13 protein-coding genes are annotated in these 16240 nt (G+C 63.8%); 10 read left to right on the top strand and 3 right to left on the bottom strand.

The annotated features are described in order from the left end of the window. Positions 1-191: 191 nt before the first annotated feature. Complete coding sequence (locus CHB96_RS05890) at positions 192-1565, top strand: MFS transporter (RefSeq protein ID WP_176444168.1); 1374 nt, start codon at positions 192-194, stop codon at positions 1563-1565. A gap of 60 nt (positions 1566-1625) precedes the next feature. Here the strand turns inward: CHB96_RS05890 and acs are convergent, their stop codons facing one another. After that, complete coding sequence (gene acs, locus CHB96_RS05885; RefSeq protein ID WP_089244067.1) at positions 1626-3569, bottom strand: acetate--CoA ligase; 1944 nt, start codon at positions 3567-3569, stop codon at positions 1626-1628. Positions 3570-3969: 400 nt separating this feature from the next. On the opposite strand from acs, the gene CHB96_RS05880 reads away from it, so the two are divergent. The 5 genes from CHB96_RS05880 to CHB96_RS05860 all read left to right on the top strand — a co-directional run bounded on the left by CHB96_RS05880 (position 3970) and on the right by CHB96_RS05860 (position 10177). Next, a complete protein-coding gene (locus CHB96_RS05880) occupies positions 3970-5625 on the top strand; it encodes a peptide ABC transporter substrate-binding protein (RefSeq protein WP_217899926.1) in 1656 nt (551 codons plus the stop codon). Positions 5626-5748: 123 nt separating this feature from the next. Continuing rightward, positions 5749-6675, top strand: coding sequence for an ABC transporter permease (locus tag CHB96_RS05875; RefSeq protein WP_089244063.1), 927 nt, complete (start codon positions 5749-5751; stop codon positions 6673-6675). Next, complete coding sequence (locus CHB96_RS05870) at positions 6668-7627, top strand: ABC transporter permease (protein WP_089244061.1); 960 nt, start codon at positions 6668-6670, stop codon at positions 7625-7627. Before CHB96_RS05875 ends, CHB96_RS05870 begins: the two co-directional genes overlap by 8 nt. Then, entirely contained in the window at positions 7624-9342 is a 1719-nt protein-coding gene (locus tag CHB96_RS05865) for a dipeptide ABC transporter ATP-binding protein (protein WP_089244059.1), read from the top strand. Before CHB96_RS05870 ends, CHB96_RS05865 begins: the two co-directional genes overlap by 4 nt. A gap of 91 nt (positions 9343-9433) precedes the next feature. After that, a complete protein-coding gene (locus tag CHB96_RS05860; RefSeq protein ID WP_089244057.1) occupies positions 9434-10177 on the top strand; it encodes a Fic family protein in 744 nt (247 codons plus the stop codon). Between the two features lie 394 nt (positions 10178-10571). Here CHB96_RS05860 and CHB96_RS05855 read toward each other — a convergent pair whose 3' ends face one another. Continuing rightward, entirely contained in the window at positions 10572-11411 is an 840-nt protein-coding gene (locus CHB96_RS05855; protein WP_176444167.1) for an HAD family hydrolase, read from the bottom strand. Positions 11412-11828: 417 nt separating this feature from the next. Between CHB96_RS05855 and ssd the strand changes: the two genes are divergently transcribed. The 4 genes from ssd (at position 11829) to CHB96_RS05835 (ending at position 15968) form a co-directional block, all read left to right on the top strand. Next, complete coding sequence (gene ssd, locus CHB96_RS05850; RefSeq protein ID WP_089244055.1) at positions 11829-12932, top strand: septum site-determining protein Ssd; 1104 nt, start codon at positions 11829-11831, stop codon at positions 12930-12932. Continuing rightward, positions 12929-13942 (top strand): TadA family conjugal transfer-associated ATPase, encoded by a 1014-nt coding sequence (locus CHB96_RS30035; protein ID WP_245865294.1) that lies wholly within the window; start codon positions 12929-12931, stop codon positions 13940-13942. The genes ssd and CHB96_RS30035 overlap by 4 nt, the downstream gene beginning before the upstream one ends. Next, positions 13897-15351, top strand: coding sequence for a recombinase family protein (locus CHB96_RS05840; RefSeq protein WP_245865333.1), 1455 nt, complete (start codon positions 13897-13899; stop codon positions 15349-15351). The genes CHB96_RS30035 and CHB96_RS05840 overlap by 46 nt, the downstream gene beginning before the upstream one ends. A 392-nt stretch (positions 15352-15743) precedes the next feature. Next, entirely contained in the window at positions 15744-15968 is a 225-nt protein-coding gene (locus CHB96_RS05835; protein WP_089244049.1) for a hypothetical protein, read from the top strand. Here CHB96_RS05835 and CHB96_RS05830 read toward each other — a convergent pair. Continuing rightward, positions 15965-16177 carry a hypothetical protein gene (locus tag CHB96_RS05830; protein ID WP_089244047.1) on the bottom strand — a complete coding sequence of 71 codons (213 nt, stop codon included), beginning with the start codon at positions 16175-16177 and terminating at the stop codon, positions 15965-15967. The two genes, CHB96_RS05835 and CHB96_RS05830, sit on opposite strands and share 4 nt — an antisense overlap. Positions 16178-16240: the final 63 nt, after the last annotated feature.

The raw sequence follows: 16240 nt of genomic DNA, 5'->3' as shown, positions 1-16240 counted from the left end.
ACTTGCTGGTGCTGATGATTCTGGTCTCGGCCGGTCTGCCGTAACACTAGTGCCGATCAGGCTGCCCGCGCTCGAGCGGCCGTCCTACAGGCCGCAGAATTCGGGATCCGCTGATTTTCTCAGGCTGTCATCAGGTAATTTGCACAGAAGTACTACCCCATTCTTCGAAGCGCAAAAGCAGGAGCACAACCGTGAGCACTACCTCCGCCGTCCCCGGCGACGGCACCACGGCACCGGCCCCGGAGGTACCACGGTCTCGTATCGTCGTCGCCTCGATGGTCGGGACGTCGATCGAGTTCTTCGACTTCTACATCTACGCCACCGCCGCGGTGCTGGTTTTCCCCAAGCTGTTCTTCCCGGCAGGCAACGACACGACGGCTCTGCTGGCGTCGTTCGCGACGTTCGGGCTCGCGTTCGTTGCACGTCCCATCGGATCGGTCCTGTTCGGCCACTTCGGTGACCGTATCGGCCGCAAGGCAACCCTCGTCGGCTCGCTCTTGACGATGGGAATCGCGACCTTCCTGATCGGCCTGCTGCCGACGTACGGAGCGGTGGGAATCATCGCGCCCGCGTTGCTGGCTCTGATGCGTTTCGCTCAGGGCGTCGGCCTGGGCGGTGAGTGGAGTGGCGCTGCACTTCTGGCCACGGAGACGGCCAAGCCAGGCAAGCGCGCATGGGCCGCGATGTACCCGCAGCTCGGCGCACCGATCGGCTTCTTCTTCGCCAACGGCATCTTCCTGCTGATCGTCATCATCACCGGCTACGACGCCGCGAACTCCGGCACCGACCACGCGTTCCTCACGTGGGGCTGGCGAATCCCGTTCCTGCTCAGCGCAGTCATGGTCATCATCGGCCTGTACGTGCGTCTGAAGCTCGAAGAGACGCCGGTGTTCAAACTCGCCGTCGAGCGCGGCCAGAAGGTCAAGACACCGCTCGCCGAGGTCTTCAAGACGAGCTGGCGTCAGCTGATCATCGGCACGTTCGTCATGCTCGCCACCTACACCCTCTTTTACATCATGACGACGTGGGTGGTCAGCTACGGAACCGGCAAGGTTTCCGACGTCAACGGGCCGAAGATCACCATCGCCTACACCGATTTCCTCGAGCTGCAGCTGATCGCGGTTCTGTTCTTCGCCGCCCTGATTCCTGTCGCGGGTCTGCTCGCCGACAAGTACGGCCGTCGCCCCACCCTGATCGTCATCACCGCTGCGATCGTCGTGTTCGGTCTGTCGTTCCACTGGTTCGCGGCTCCCGAGGATGCGTCCGCCGGCCGCATGCTGGTCTTCATGTGCGTCGGCCTCGGCTTGATGGGCCTGACGTTCGGACCGATGAGTGCTGTTCTGCCGGAACTGTTTCCGACCAACGTGCGCTACACCGGCTCCGGAATCTCGTACAACACGAGCTCGATCCTCGGTGCCGCGGTGGCGCCGTTCATCGCGACGTGGCTGGTCTCCAGCTACGGCGTCGGATGGGTGGGCGTGTACCTCGCCATCGTCGCCGCGCTGACGCTCATCTCGCTGATCGTCATGCGGGAGACCAGGGATCAGCAGCTCGAAAACGTGTAGGCGCTACGCGCACGTGCACGAAAGTACATAGCGGGCTATGTACTTTCGTGCACATGGCCGCTAGCGGCCCTTCTTGATCGACTCGAACACCTTGGGGTCGACGAGGGTGGAGGTATCGCCCAGGTCGCGGCCTTCGGCGACGTCGCGCAGGAGGCGTCGCATGATCTTGCCGGAGCGGGTCTTCGGCAGCTCGGGGACGATGGAGATCTCCCGAGGCTTGGCGATCGGGGATATCTCGGTCGCCACTTGTGCTTTCAGCTCGGCGATGAGGTCGTCGCCGGTGTTCTCCACACCTGCGCGCAGGATGACGAACGCGACGATGCCTTGTCCTGTGGTCTCGTCGGCGGCTCCGACGACGGCGGCCTCGGCGACACCGTGGTGTCCGACGAGGGCGGATTCGACCTCGCTGGTGGAGATGCGGTGGCCGGAGACGTTCATGACGTCGTCGACGCGGCCGAGGACCCAGAGGTCGCCGTCGTCGTCGAAGCGGGCGCCGTCACCGGCGAAGTACCAGCCCTGCTCGGGGTAGCGGGACCAGTAGGTTTCCTTGTAGCGGTCCATGTCGCCCCAGATGCCGCGGAGCATCGACGGCCACGGCTCGTCGAGGACGAGGTAGCCGTTGCCGCCGGGGCCGAGGGGCTGGGCGTCGTCGTCGACGATCTTCGCCGAGATGCCCGGTAGGGGAGTCTGTGCCGAGCCGGGCTTGGTGGCGGTGACGCCGGGCAGTGGGGAGACCATGATCGATCCGGTTTCGGTCTGCCACCAGGTGTCGACGATCGGTGCGGTGCCGCCGCCGACGACGTCGCGGAACCACCGCCATGCTTCGGGGTTGATCGGCTCGCCGACCGAGCCGAGCAGTCTGATGGAACTGAGGTCGTGGGCGTCGGGAATTTCTTTGCCCCACTTCATGAATGTGCGCACGAGGGTGGGGGAGGTGTAGTAGATCGACACCTTGTACTTCTCGATGACGTTCCAATGCCGGTGCTCGTCAGGCGAATTCGGTGTTCCTTCGTAGACGACCTGCGTCGCGCGATTCGAGAGCGGTCCGTACACGATGTAGGAATGCCCTGTGACCCAACCGATGTCGGCGGTGCACCAGTAGACGTCCTTGCCCGCCTTGTGGTCGAAGACGTTGTGGTGGGTGTAGGAGGTCTGCGTCAGGTAGCCGCCGGAGGTGTGGATGATGCCCTTGGGCTTACCCGTCGTGCCGGAGGTGTAGAGGATGAACAGTGGGTGCTCGGCCGGAAAGGGTTGCGCCTCATGGGTTGTCGACGCCTGTGCGACGGTCTCGTGCCACCACAGGTCACGCGGGGCGCTCCAGGAGACCTCGGAGTCGGTGCGCTTGACGACCAGGACATGTTCGATGGATGCGGCCCCGTCGACGGCCTGGTCGACGGTCTCCTTGATGGGGGCGGGCTTGCCGCGTCGCCACTGGCCGTCGGTGGTGATGACGAGTTTGGCTTCGGCGTCGTCGATGCGGGAGCGCAGTGCGGTGGCGGAGAAGCCGGCGAAGACGACCGAGTGGGTCAGTCCGAGGCGCGCGCAGGCGAGGATGGAGACGATGGCTTCGGGGATCATCGGCATGTAGATCGCGACGCGGTCGCCTGCGACGAGTCCGAGTTCGGTGAGGGTGTTCGCGGCCTGGGAGACTTCGGCGAGGAGATCGTTGTAGGTGACGTCGCGGCTGTCGCCGGGTTCGCCTTCCCAGTGGATGGCGACCTGGTCCCCGTGTCCGTCGATGACGTGGCGGTCGACGCAGTTGTAGGCGACGTTGAGTTCGCCGTCGCCGAACCACTTGGCAACGGGGGCGTCGGACCAGTCCAGTACCTCGGTGAACGGGGTGTGCCAGTGCAGGCGTCGTGCCTGTTCCGCCCAGAACGCTAGCCGGTCCTTCTCGGCGTCGGCGTAGAGGTCGGCAGTCGCATTCGCCTGAGCCGCGAACTCCGCCGACGGTGGATACGAATCCGCCGCTGTGTCGTGCGCTCCGGAGGTACTGGTCGTCATCTCGAATGGCTCTCTTTCGTCTGTCGAATACAACGCTCCTGCAGCCTTAGTGAGGGTAGTCACATGTGAGGGCCGTCGCACCGTTGCAGCGTGCTGCAACTCTCTGATCTGCGGTGATCGGTAGGTTTCGCGCGGTAGGCGGTACTCAGGACCATCTCTTCGGTCCGGCCCGAACGGACGGGTCCGCAGGGCGTCCGAAATGACTTGCCGAAAAGTTTCGATCATGTTTCGGAGTTACTCGGGAGTCAGCAGTTTGCGGGGCAGCTCACATGGTCATCTCAGGATGTGTCTAAAGTCCTGTGTATTGAGATCGTTGCTACTGCGCACGACGTGGTGGCAGGCGGTCGCCCCCACACAACTCCGTGGGCGTGACGCCCATGGGGTCGGTCATGGCAAACCCATGATCGAACCGAAGAGAGGATTTGTTTTGCGTAGAACGCGCATTGCGACGGCCGCAGTGGCGGTCGTCGTAGGAGCGGCGCTGGTCACAGCGTGCTCATCGAGTGACTCGTCCAGCGGAGGTGGATCCGGCGACGGCTCCGCGATCATCAACGCATGGAGCGGCGAGCCGCAGAACCCGCTCGTGCCGACCAATACCAGCGAGAACACGGGTGGACGCGTCGTCGACTCGATCTTCGCCGGCCTGGTCTCGTACACGCCCGAGGGCGGTGTCGAGAACGAGGTTGCCGAGTCCATCGACACCACCGACGGCCAGAACTACACCGTCACCCTGAAGGACGGCTGGACGTTCACCGACGGCTCCCCCGTGACGGCGAAATCCTTCGTCGACGCCTGGAACTACGGCGCGCTGTCCACCAACGCGCAGCTGCAGGGGTCGTTCTTCGATCCCATCCAGGGCTACGACGAGGTCGCCGCCGAGAACCCGACCGTACAGACCATGTCCGGTCTGCAGGTCGTCGACGACAAGACCTTCACCATCGAGTTGAAGCAGCCCGAGGCGGCGTTCCCGGATCGCCTGGGCTTCGCGGCCTACTACCCGCTGCCCGAGGTCGCATACGCCGACATGGCAGCGTTCGGTGAGAACCCGATCGGCAACGGACCGTACAAGTTCGCACAGGAAGGCGCGTGGCAGCACAACGTCCGCATCGACCTGGTCACCAACCCGGACCACGACGGCAACCGCAAGCCGGCCAACGGCGGCATCAGCTTCATCCTCTACAGCAACCTCGACACCGCGTACACGGACCTGCTGTCGAACAACGTCGACGTACTCGACAACGTTCCGTCCTCCGCTGTGACGACGTTCGAGACCGATCTGCCCGGACGCACGGTCAACCAGCCGTCCGCCAGCATCGAGACCTTCACCATCCCGTCGCGTCTCGCGCACTTCAGTGGCGAAGAGGGTGTGCTGCGTCGTCAGGCGATCTCCAAGGCGATCAACCGCGATCAGATCACCGAGCAGATCTTCAACAACACGCGTACTCCTGCCAAGGACTACACCAGCCCGGCAATCGAAGGCTGGACCGATTCGCTCGAGAACGAGTCGAACGTCGAGTACGACCCCGAGGCCGCCAAGGACCTCTGGGCACAGGCCGACGCCATCGCACCGTGGACCGGCACGTTCGCCATCGCCTACAACTCCGACGGTGGACACCAGGAATGGGTCGACGCGGTCACCAACAGCATCCGCAACACCCTCGGCATAGAGGCACAGGGCGCTCCGTACCCGACGTTCGCGCAGCTTCGCACCGAAGCCACCAACCGCACCATTCCGACGGCATTCCGCTCGGGCTGGCAGGGTGACTACCCGCAGCAGTACGGCTTCCTGGCGCAGAACTACCAGACCGGTGGCAGCTCCAACGACGGTGACTACAGCAACCCCGAGTTCGATCGCCTGCTCCGTGAGTCGGCCAGCGAAACGGACAAGGGCAAGGCTCAGGACCTGATCAACCAGGCCCAGGCGATCTTGCTCAACGACCTGCCTGCAGTGCCGAACTGGTACCGCAACGCAGCGAGTGGTTGGTCGGAGAACGTGACCAACGTGAAGATCGGTTGGGACGGAATCCCGATCTACAACCAGATCGAGAAGAACTGATCCTCTTCGTAAGACCGGGCAGGGCGGTAGGTCTTTCCACCTACCGCCCTGTTCGTGTGTTCCTCCCCCTCGTTACTCACGACGTCTCGGTGACGTCCGCCTTCCTGTTAAGGAGGTGATCCGATGCTCTGGTACATCGGACGCCGCTTACTTCAGATGATCCCCGTCTTCATCGGGGCGACATTTCTGATCTACGCCATGGTCTTCCTGCTCCCCGGTGACCCCATTGCCGCGCTCGCCGGAGACAAAGCCATCAGCCCGGCCGTCGCCGACCAGCTTCGTGCCCGCTACAACCTCGACCAGCCGTTCATCGTGCAGTATCTGCTGTACCTGAAGGGCATCTTCACGTTCGACTTCGGTATGTCCTTCTCTGGTCGACCGGTCAGTGAAGTTCTCGTGCAAGCATTTCCGATCACCGCGAAGCTCGCCGCGATGGCCCTCGTCATCGAAGGTGTCTTCGGTATCGGCTTCGGTCTGATCGCAGGCCTGCGCAAGGGAAAGCTGTTCGACTCGACGGTCCTCGTCGTCAGCCTCGTCATCATCGCGGTCCCGATCTTCGTGATCGGCTTCCTCGCGCAGTTCTTCATCGGCATCAAGTGGGGGATCGTCCCGCCCACGGTCGGTGGGAACACCAGCTTCAAGAATTTGCTGCTGCCCGCGTTCGTTCTCGGGGCAGTGTCCTTCGCCTACGTCGTGCGGCTGACTCGTACGTCGGTCGCCGAGAACCTGAGCGCGGACTTCGTGCGCACGTCGACGGCAAAAGGCTTGTCCCGCAGCCGTGTCGTGAACGTCCACGTTCTGCGGAACTCGCTCATCCCGGTCGTCACGTTCCTCGGCGCAGACCTCGCGGCGCTCATGGGCGGCGCGATCATCACCGAGGGAATCTTCAACATCAACGGTGTCGGCGGCACGATCTATCAGGCCGTCATCCGTGGTGAGGCACCGACGGTCGTCTCGTTCGTGACCGTCCTGATCGTCGTGTACCTCATCGCGAACCTCGTCGTCGATCTCCTCTACGCAGCGCTCGACCCAAGGATCCGTTATGCCTGAGCCAACAACATCGAACACTCGTGCCGTGAGGCAGGCTCGTTTCGTCGAGAAGGACGACGTCATCGACGTCACTCAGACCGACGTCGTGAGTATCGACGACGCGCCGTCGAGCATCTGGAAGGACGCGTGGCGCAGCCTGCGCAAGCGCCCGATCTTCATCATCTCGGCTGCCATCATCGTCGCGGTGATCGTGGTCGCGGCGTTCCCGAGCCTGTTCACCAGCGCCGACCCGCGGTACTGCAACCTGGACTTCAGCATGCAGGGCCCGCAGTCGGGCCACATCTTCGGATTCGACCGCCAAGGCTGTGACATCTACTCCCGCACCATCTTCGGGGCCCGCGCGTCGGTCCTCACCGGTGTCGGGGTGACGTTCCTCGTGCTCGTCATCGGCGTCCTGTTCGGTTCGTTCGCCGGGTTCTACGGCGGCTGGGCCGATTCGCTGCTGTCGCGACTGACCGACATCTTCTTCGGTGTGCCGCTGATCCTCGCGGCCATCGTGCTGATGCAGCTGTTCACCGATCGCACCATCTGGACCGTCATTCTCGTGTTGGCGTTGTTCGGCTGGCCGCAGATGGCTCGTATCACCCGTGGTGCGGTGTTGTCGGCGAAGAACAACGACTACGTCATGGCGTCGCGTGCACTGGGAGTGTCCAAGGTGCGCACACTGATTCGGCACGTGCTGCCGAACTCGATGGCCCCGATCATCGTCATCACGACGATCTCACTCGGTACGTTCATCGTCGCCGAGGCCACCCTGTCGTTCCTGGGTATCGGCCTTCCGCCGACCGAGGTGTCGTGGGGCGGGGACATCAGCGCGGCTCAGGTGACGCTGCGTGCGGGATCGACCATCCTGTTCTATCCCGCTGCCGCACTGGCGATCACGGTGCTGGGCTTCATCATGATGGGCGACGCGCTTCGTGACGCTCTCGACCCGAAAGCGAGAAAGCGATGACTCTCGATCTCGGAAAAACTGAGCAGCCTCTTCTCGACATCAAGAATCTCGAGGTCTCGTTCCAGTCGAATTCCGGTCCGGTACCGGCAGTTCGAGGCGTCAGTCTGACGGTGTACCCGGGCCAGACCGTCGCGATCGTCGGCGAATCCGGTTCGGGAAAGTCGACGACGGCTCATGCCATCATCAATCTGCTCCCCGGCACCGGCAAGGTGACGGCGGGCGAGATCTGGTTCGACGGCAAGAACCTCGCGCAGGCGAAGGAGAAAGACTTCGTCGAGGTGCGAGGAAGCCAGATCGGCCTCGTCCCTCAGGACCCGATGTCGAATCTGAACCCTGTGTGGAAGATCGGCTTCCAGATCGAAGAAGCGTTGGCCGCCAACAATATCGCCAAGGGCAAGGCGGCCAAGGCTCGTGCGATCGAGTTGCTGGAAGAAGCGGGTCTGTCCGAGTCGGAGAAGCGCGTCAACCAGTATCCGCACGAGTTCTCGGGCGGTATGCGCCAGCGTGCACTCATCGCGATCGGACTGTCGGCGCGGCCGAAGCTGCTGATCGCCGACGAGCCCACGTCCGCACTCGACGTCACGGTCCAGCGTCAGATCCTCGACCATCTCGAAGGTCTCACCAAGGACCTCGGCACGGCGGTCCTGCTCATCACACACGACCTCGGTCTCGCTGCCGAGCGCGCCGAACATCTGGTCGTCATGAGCAAGGGCCGGATCGTGGAATCCGGTCCGGCACTGGAGATTCTGCAGAATCCACAGCATCCGTACACGAAGAAGCTGGTGTCCGCGGCGCCGTCGTTGGCATCGCAGCGGTTGACGTCGTCGGTTGCTCGCAAGGAGATCGTCGAGCACGCCAAAGAGGTGGCCGAGGAGGTCACCTCCGAAGAGCATGACGCGACGTTCGAGCCGGCACGCGACACGGTCCTCGTCGTCGACAAGCTGACCAAGCAGTTCAAGCTGCGCGGTGGCAGTCCGTTCAAGTCGTCGCTGTTCACCGCCGTCAAGGACGTGTCCTTCACGGTCGAACGCGGCACGACGACAGCCATCGTCGGCGAGTCCGGGTCGGGCAAATCGACTGTCGCACAGATGGTTCTAGGTCTCCTCGAACCCACCGAAGGATCCGTGCAGTTCGACGGCCGCGACGTGGCAGGCCTCAGCAACAAGGAGGCATTCGCCTTCCGTCGTCGTGTGCAGCCGATCTTCCAGAACCCGTACGGATCGCTCGACCCGATGTACTCGATCTTCCGGACCATCGAGGAGCCGCTCCGTACACACGGCGTCGGGTCCAAGAAGGAACGCGAAGCTCGGGTACGGGATCTGCTCGACAAGGTCTCGCTACCGACATCGGTGATGCGACGGTTCCCCAACGAGCTGTCCGGTGGCCAGCGCCAACGCGTCGCAATTGCTCGTGCGCTGGCTCTTCAGCCGGAGATGGTCATCTGCGACGAGGCGGTATCCGCTCTCGACGTGTTGGTGCAGGCACAGATCCTGTCGCTGCTCAACGACCTGCAGGCCGAGCTGGGACTGACGTACCTGTTCATCACTCACGACCTTGCCGTGGTTCGTCAGATCGCCGACGACGTCCTGGTCATGCGATCGGGTGAGATCGTGGAGGCGTCGAAGACCGACGAGGTCTTCGACAATCCCAAGGAGGAGTACACGCAGCGGCTCCTCGCTGCGATCCCCGGCGGATCCATCGAGCTCGGAGTCTGAGCTACATCGACAACACCACCGTGGGTTCACAGGCAGTGAACCCACGGTGGTGTTGTCTGTAGGCAAGAGCCACGCGGTAGCGTCGTCACTCGTGACGGATCCCCTTGCCCCGCTGCTCGAACTCCCCGGCATCGTCGATGCCGCCGAACGAGCGCGTGACTCGCTCGGTGCTGTGCACCGGCACAAGGCCAATCGACGGGGATGGCCCGCGACCGCTGCGGAAGCCGCTGTCCGCGCAGCCCGGTCGTCGTCCGCTCTCGACGGCGGATCGATGGACTTCCCCCGCGAAGGCGAGGACGGCGATCCGGTACTGGCGGGTTCGCTGCGGGTCGCGTCGGCGCTGGACGGGGACGCGCTGCAGAACATGCTGGGAGTGTGGAAACGTGCGCCGCTCCAAGCTCTGGCCCGACTTCACCTACTCGCGGCCGCAGACCTCGTCGACGACGACGCACTCCTGGGAAGACCGCGGGACGAACAGGGCATCGGCGAGCGACTCGACCTTCTGGCGCAACTGGTCACCGGTGGAACGTCGGCTCCCGCGCCCGTCATCGCGGCGATCGTGCACGGGGAGTTGTTGACCTTGAAGCCTTTCGGGACTGCGGACGGCGTCGTCGCGCGCGCTGCATCTCGATTGGTCGCGACGTCATCCGGCCTCGATCCACACAATCTCGGCGTCCCCGAGGTCAGCTGGATGCGGCGGTCGCAGGCCTACCGCGACGGGGCGGTCGGTTTCTCGTCCGGCACGGCCACCGGCGTCGGAAGTTGGATCATGCTGTGCTGCGGCGCTCTCGAGGCCGGTGCGATGGAGGCGACGTCGATAGCCGACGCGCAGTAGGTCCGCCGTTGGTGTGGGAACAGGGGCTGGGGGAACGCCAAAAGGCGGCGATGCCGACTGTGGAAGTCGGCGTCGCCGCCCGTTAGCACGGACTACCCGGTTACCAAGCGTGCATAGGTGGGCTGTGGCGATCTTGCGATCGCGAGGCCTCGGCGACGGTCCGGTGAAGAGGGAGGTCATCCCTGCAACCGGTGCAGGGTTCTTGCTGCCGCTTCCCGAATCTCGCAGGCCCACAGCGCTTCTGCCATGTCAGCGGCGAGCTCCGCGTGGGTGCCTGATGTCCGTGCTGGGAGTCCGGGTCGGGAGAGCGAACCTTCTCTTCCGGGTCGTTCTTGGCCTTCCGTTCCTCCGTACGTCATTTCTACCCTGTGGTGCCGCTCACATCAAGGGGTTCTCATCGTTTTCTTCGGAGTAATCCGTACGTGACTGCCCCGGCCATCAGAGCGCCGAATCCTGCTGCGGCACTTGCCGCAACGGCTGTACCGGACGGTGTCTGGATCCGCGCGCGCAAGGATACGGGATTGGAGAAAGTCAGGATCGGCCAGCCGCGTGATGCGGCCTCCTTGCGCAGTGCTCGATCGGGATTCACGGCCGTCGGATGGCCGACGGCTTGTAGCATCGGCAGGTCGGTCATCGAGTCGGAATACGCGAAACACTGTGTGAGGTCGTAGTTTCGGCTGTCGGCGAGAGCAGTCATCGCCTCGACTTTGCCTTCGCCGTAGCAGTAGAACTCGACGGTGCCGTTGTACCGACCGTCGACGACTTCCATGCGGGTGGCGGTACTGATGTCGGCGCCGAGTGCCTCCGCGATGGGAGCGACGATTTCTTCGCCCGATGCTGATACGACGACGACGTCGTGGCCGCGCAGTTTGTGGTCGGCGATGAGCTCGGTCGCCTCGGCGAACACGAGCGGATCGACTATGTCGTGCAACGTTTCCGCGACGATGGACCTGATCTGCTCGACGTCCCAGCCCGCACTCATCCCGGCGATGTGGGCACGCATTCGCTCCATCTGGTCGTGATCGGCGCCGGAGAGCAAGAAAAGAAACTGGGCATAGCTGCTCTTCAGTACCGCACGCCGGTTTATGAGGCCCTGATCGAAGAAGGGTTTGCTGAACGCAAGTGTGCTCGACTTGGCGATAATTGTCTTGTCGAGGTCGAAGAACGCAGCAATTCTTCCGGCGGGACGAGGTGATTCGGCGTCATCGACGCCGGCGCTGGTGTTCACGGTCATCACAATAGAGGGCGCAGGTGACTCGACGATGGCCCTGCCGAAACAAGCGGTGGAAAACCTGAATGTTGAACTTGCAAACAGCGCCTTCGCCGGGTGTAGTATTGATGCAGTCCGATTCGGTTCGGACGAGTTCAGCCCGACCCCCCGGGGCTGAACTAGACGACCCTCGCCTCCTCCCCCCCTGGCGAGGGTCGTCCTCTATTTCGGGCCAGTTCGCCCCGCATTCCCGTCGAATCGCACAGTCCAGACGTTCCCATGGGCCGGAATGTGTTGTGCCGTAATCGGACTTACCCGTCGGTAGATTCACCGACGCATTCTGGTACCACCGTCCAGTAATTCATCCACAGCCCCCTCGTTCATCCACATTTCCGAAAATGGTCTTGGCGGGAGGGACGCCATGGCACAGGCTCTTCGTTCATGGAAGACGACTCGACGGCACGGTCCAGAACGGTGCTCCTTCTGACCGCGGATGCGGCCCTGCGCGCAGATGCACTGCGCGTCGCTGCGGCAGCGGAGTGCACTGTGCACGAACATGATTCGGTCGACGAAGGAGCGCTGCCGACACGCATCGACTGGGACGACGCACATGCCGTTCTCCTGGACCCGCCACACAGTTCCGCTGTGCTGGCCCGCAGACTGCCACGCCGCGACGGCGTCGTCGTGCTGTCACGAGGTGAGCCGACTGTCGAACATTGGCGTGCAGCAACGTCGGTCGGCGCCCGGTGCGTACTGGGGCTTCCCGACGACGAACACGAACTCATTCGTGTTCTCGCCACCCAGACCGCGATCGCCGACGGCGAGGGAGGAGTGATCGCGGTCGTCGGGGGCCGTGGAGGCGCTGGGGCGTCGACCCTGGCAGTGGCATTGGCGTCGACCGCCGCTGCGGGTCGAACGCGCACGCTGCTCGTCGACGGCGATGTCCTCGGGGGAGGCCTGGACCTGCTGCTCGGATGGGAGGACAAGCCCGGGCTCAGATGGTCGGGGCTCGTCGTCGAGGGTGGGCGGTTCACCTCGAATGCGCTGCACGGGGCACTGCCGTCGTCCGGCGGGTTGTCGGTGTTGTCGGCTGGTCGTGGAACGAACGACATCGACGCGAGGGCATGCGAGGCCGTCGTCGACGCGGGTCGTTCCGCAGGCGATCTCGTGGTCTGCGATGTCCCGCGGTATCCGGGTGGGCATGGGGAGGCGCTCCTCGACGCGGCCGACCTGGTGATTCTCGTCGTCCCTGCCGATATCGGCTCTGTTGCTAGCGCTGCAACGTTCGTCGCACACGTGACGTCGCGCAACTCGAATGTCGGACTCGTCGTGCGCGGCCCGTCACCGGGGGGAATTCGAGGCGACGACGTCGCGAGGACGTTGGAGTTGCCACTGTTGGCGTCGATGAGGCCCGAGCCCGGACTCGCCCACCGCGTCGAACGCGGTGGGCTGGTGCTCGGGCGGCGCTCACCACTGCGCACCACGGCACGCGAGATTCTGCTGACCTTCGGACGACGACCGCGACGCGGGCAGTGGGCAGCATGACGACGGTGGTGACGGCCGACCTTCTGAACCGGGTGCGCGATCGGCTTGCCGCGTCGGCAGACCATCCGACGCCTGCACTCGTCGCCAGTGCCGTTCGGATCGAAGCGGGCGGGGTCATCGGCGACACCGATCTGCTCGACGCGCTCCGAGTGCTGCAGACCGAACTCACCGGCGCAGGCCCGCTCGAACCGTTGCTCACCGACCCCCGCGTGGCGGACGTCCTCGTCACGTCACCCCACGAGGTCTGGGTGGATCGTGGAGAAGGGTTGGAGCGCAGTGCTGTTCGATTCTCGGACGATGCTGCTGTGCGACGCCTCGCTCAGCGGCTGGCGCTGTCCGCGGGTCGCCGTCTGGACGATGCTCAGCCGTGGGTCGACGGCCAGCTACCCGGCGTCGGTGACGGCACCTTCGGTGTGCGCTTGCATGCCGTGCTCGCACCGATCGCACGCGGAGGCACGTGCCTGTCGCTCAGGGTGCTGCGTCCGACGACACAAGGGTTGGACGCGTTGGCTTTTCGTGGCGCCATCGCACCCGATGCTCTCGTCCTCCTGAGGAGAATGATCGGTGCCCGGCTGGCGTTCCTCGTCGTCGGCGGAACGGGCGCCGGAAAGACTACCCTGCTCGCGGCACTGCTCGGGGAGGTGCCACCGAACGAGCGCATCGTGTGCGTGGAGGATGCAGCCGAGCTGGCGCCCGCCCATCCACACGTCGTTCGGTTGGTCGCGCGCGCTCCGAACGTCGAGGGAATCGGAGAGGTGACGGTGCGGCAACTCGTCCGGCAGGCGTTGCGGATGCGTCCGGATCGTCTGGTGGTCGGGGAGGTGAGAGGTGCTGAGGTCGTGGACCTTGTCGACAACCGCAAACCAAACAGCGGCTACGATTGTGGTACATGGAACCGAACGAAGGAAAACGCGCAGCGATCTACACCCGGATCAGCCGCGACAGCGAAGGTAAAGAGCTCGGCGTGCAGCGTCAGCTCGAGGATAGTCGTGCGCTTGCTGAGCGCCTAGGCTACGACGTGGCGAATGTCTACTCGGACAACGATGTTGGTGCGTCGACTCGTAGCCGTCCGAAGCCGCGTCCGCAGTATGACGAGCTTCTACGTGCAGCTCGCGCAGGGGAATTCGACGCGATCATCGCGTATACGACCTCGCGTCTGACCCGTCGAATGGCACAGACCGTCGAGCTGGTCGCGCTCGCTCGCGACCACGGCGTGCAGTTCCACTACGTCATGTCGCCGAGCTTCGATCTGAACACTGCAGCAGGGCGGCAGGTCGCGCAGATCCTGGCGACGAACGACGAGATGGAGTCCGACGTCATCTCTGAGCGCGTCTCGCGTGCGGCGTTGCAGCGAGCGCAAGGCGGGCAGTTCCACGGGAACATTGGCCCGTTTGGTTTCGAGCCAGTCAAGGACCCTGCTACTGGCAAGGTTGCTGACCTCAAGAGGCACGCAGAGCACGCAGACTGGCTAGTTGAAGCGATAGATCGTCTGCTCGCAGGCGAGACGCTGTACGGCATCTGTACGTCCTGGAACGACCAGGGTCGACGCACGCGCGCTCGCAAGAACAACGAAGGCGGTTCGATCTGGACTCCGAAGACGCTGCGCGGCGCGCTGACCAATCCCGCTCTGGTCGGCAAGCGCTCACATCAAGGCGCGCTGTATGACGCTGCGTGGCAAGGGATTGTGGACCCTCGCGACTGGGAGCGTGTCGTCGCGCTGCTGAACGATCCCGCCCGTAAGGAGCGCGGCAAGAACTTCGGCACTGCTCGTAAGTACCCGCTGTCAGGCGTGTTGTCTTGCGCGCTTTGCGGTTCGACGCTGACCAGCATGACGGCGTCTCGTCTGCGCGGCCATTCGTTCGTGTGCTCGAAGATTCCTTACAACGGTTGCGGCAAGGTTCGTATCTCGCATCAGCCGTTGGAGGACTACCTACGTGAGCAGGTATTCGCTCGTCTGGACACGCCGCGGTTGGATCCTCCCGCAGACGACAGCGCGCAGGTCGCGGAGAAGGCGCTGCACGCTGAGTTGGACAAGCTCGGTCAGCAGCTCGCGCGGGTGAAGGAAGGTTACGTCGAGGGCATCCTGTCGGCGCGTGACGTCAAGGTCGAGCAAGCGCGGATCGAGAAGGCGAGCGCAGCCGCCGAGGAGAAGCTGACAGAGCTTGCAGCGCAGCACGTCAGCGCGAACATCCCGCGTGGCGAGCGACTGCGCGAGCTGTGGCAGACCAAGGATGCAGTGTGGAAGCGTCAGGTGCTCAGCTCTGTGATCGAGACCGTCAAGGTCAAGCCCCATCCGAAGGGCGTCACGACCAACTTGACGCGGCGCAAGACCGAGACGGCAGACGAGTTCGACGGCCGCAAGCGCGCGCATCAGCTCGCAGTCTTGGAGGCGCGCGTCAAGGTGAAGTGGCGCGCGTAGGAGATGTGCGAATGCCACTGGCGTAGTTCTGGACCGACCGCTATCCTGGGTGACAGCAAGAAACCTCCGCGCAGTGACGGATACACGAACGTCGTTGCGCGGAGCCTGAGATCAGGGTCCGGTGTGAACCGCTCCGGGAACAAATTTTCGGACCTGTGATCTTGCAGTCTTTTCGCCCGGTGCTGACCGTGGGGAGGCTGTAGTAGTCGTGCAGTGCGCTGGTCACACTCAGGCGCTGGATTGGCTGACCGGGATCGATGGGGCGTAAGCCTGCGATGTTTCAAGCTGGAATGGGGGACCTGCATGGTCCCTCGCGCAGTGCCGGATAAGCCCAACTAGTCCGCAGCACTCGTTGCCCGGAGGCGAGAGGTTGCCGTGCCTAGGAGCTTGCCGTGCCTGTTTCGTATCTCATCGCCGCACTGATCGTCGCGGCTCTCCTGCAGGTCACGCGCGTCGCTGTCGCGGCATGGCTTGCCAGCCCCGGCTGCAGGGTCGATGCAGACAAGTTCCTGCGAGTGTTCAACGGACTCAAAGCCTTTGATGCAACGCGGCTGGTCGAGTCGTGGAAGGGCAAGCCTGATCCGCCGTCGGACAATGCGCCCCGAGGTGATGCCTAGACGGCAGGGTAACCGTGCAGCGTGTACCTCAGCTCGACGGACTTCTTGTTGAGCGGTCGGTCGAAGTCGCCGAACATGTCGTACATCCGCTGGTGCTGCTGGCAGACGTGCGCGTACTCGCCACGCGGACAGCGCCGACGGTAAGGGCAGCCGCTGATCTCGCACATGACGACGGGCAGCTGGTGTGGCTCTGGGTACGGAACTGGCATGGGCGAGATCCTACCCGTCGACCAGACCATAGGTACTAAACCAAACACAGGCTGTTGCGCGCA

Origin of the sequence: Rhodococcoides kyotonense (genome assembly GCF_900188125.1) — a bacterium.
Classification (GTDB): domain Bacteria; phylum Actinomycetota; class Actinomycetes; order Mycobacteriales; family Mycobacteriaceae; genus Rhodococcoides; species Rhodococcoides kyotonense.
This window is presented reverse-complemented; position numbering and strand designations above follow the sequence as displayed.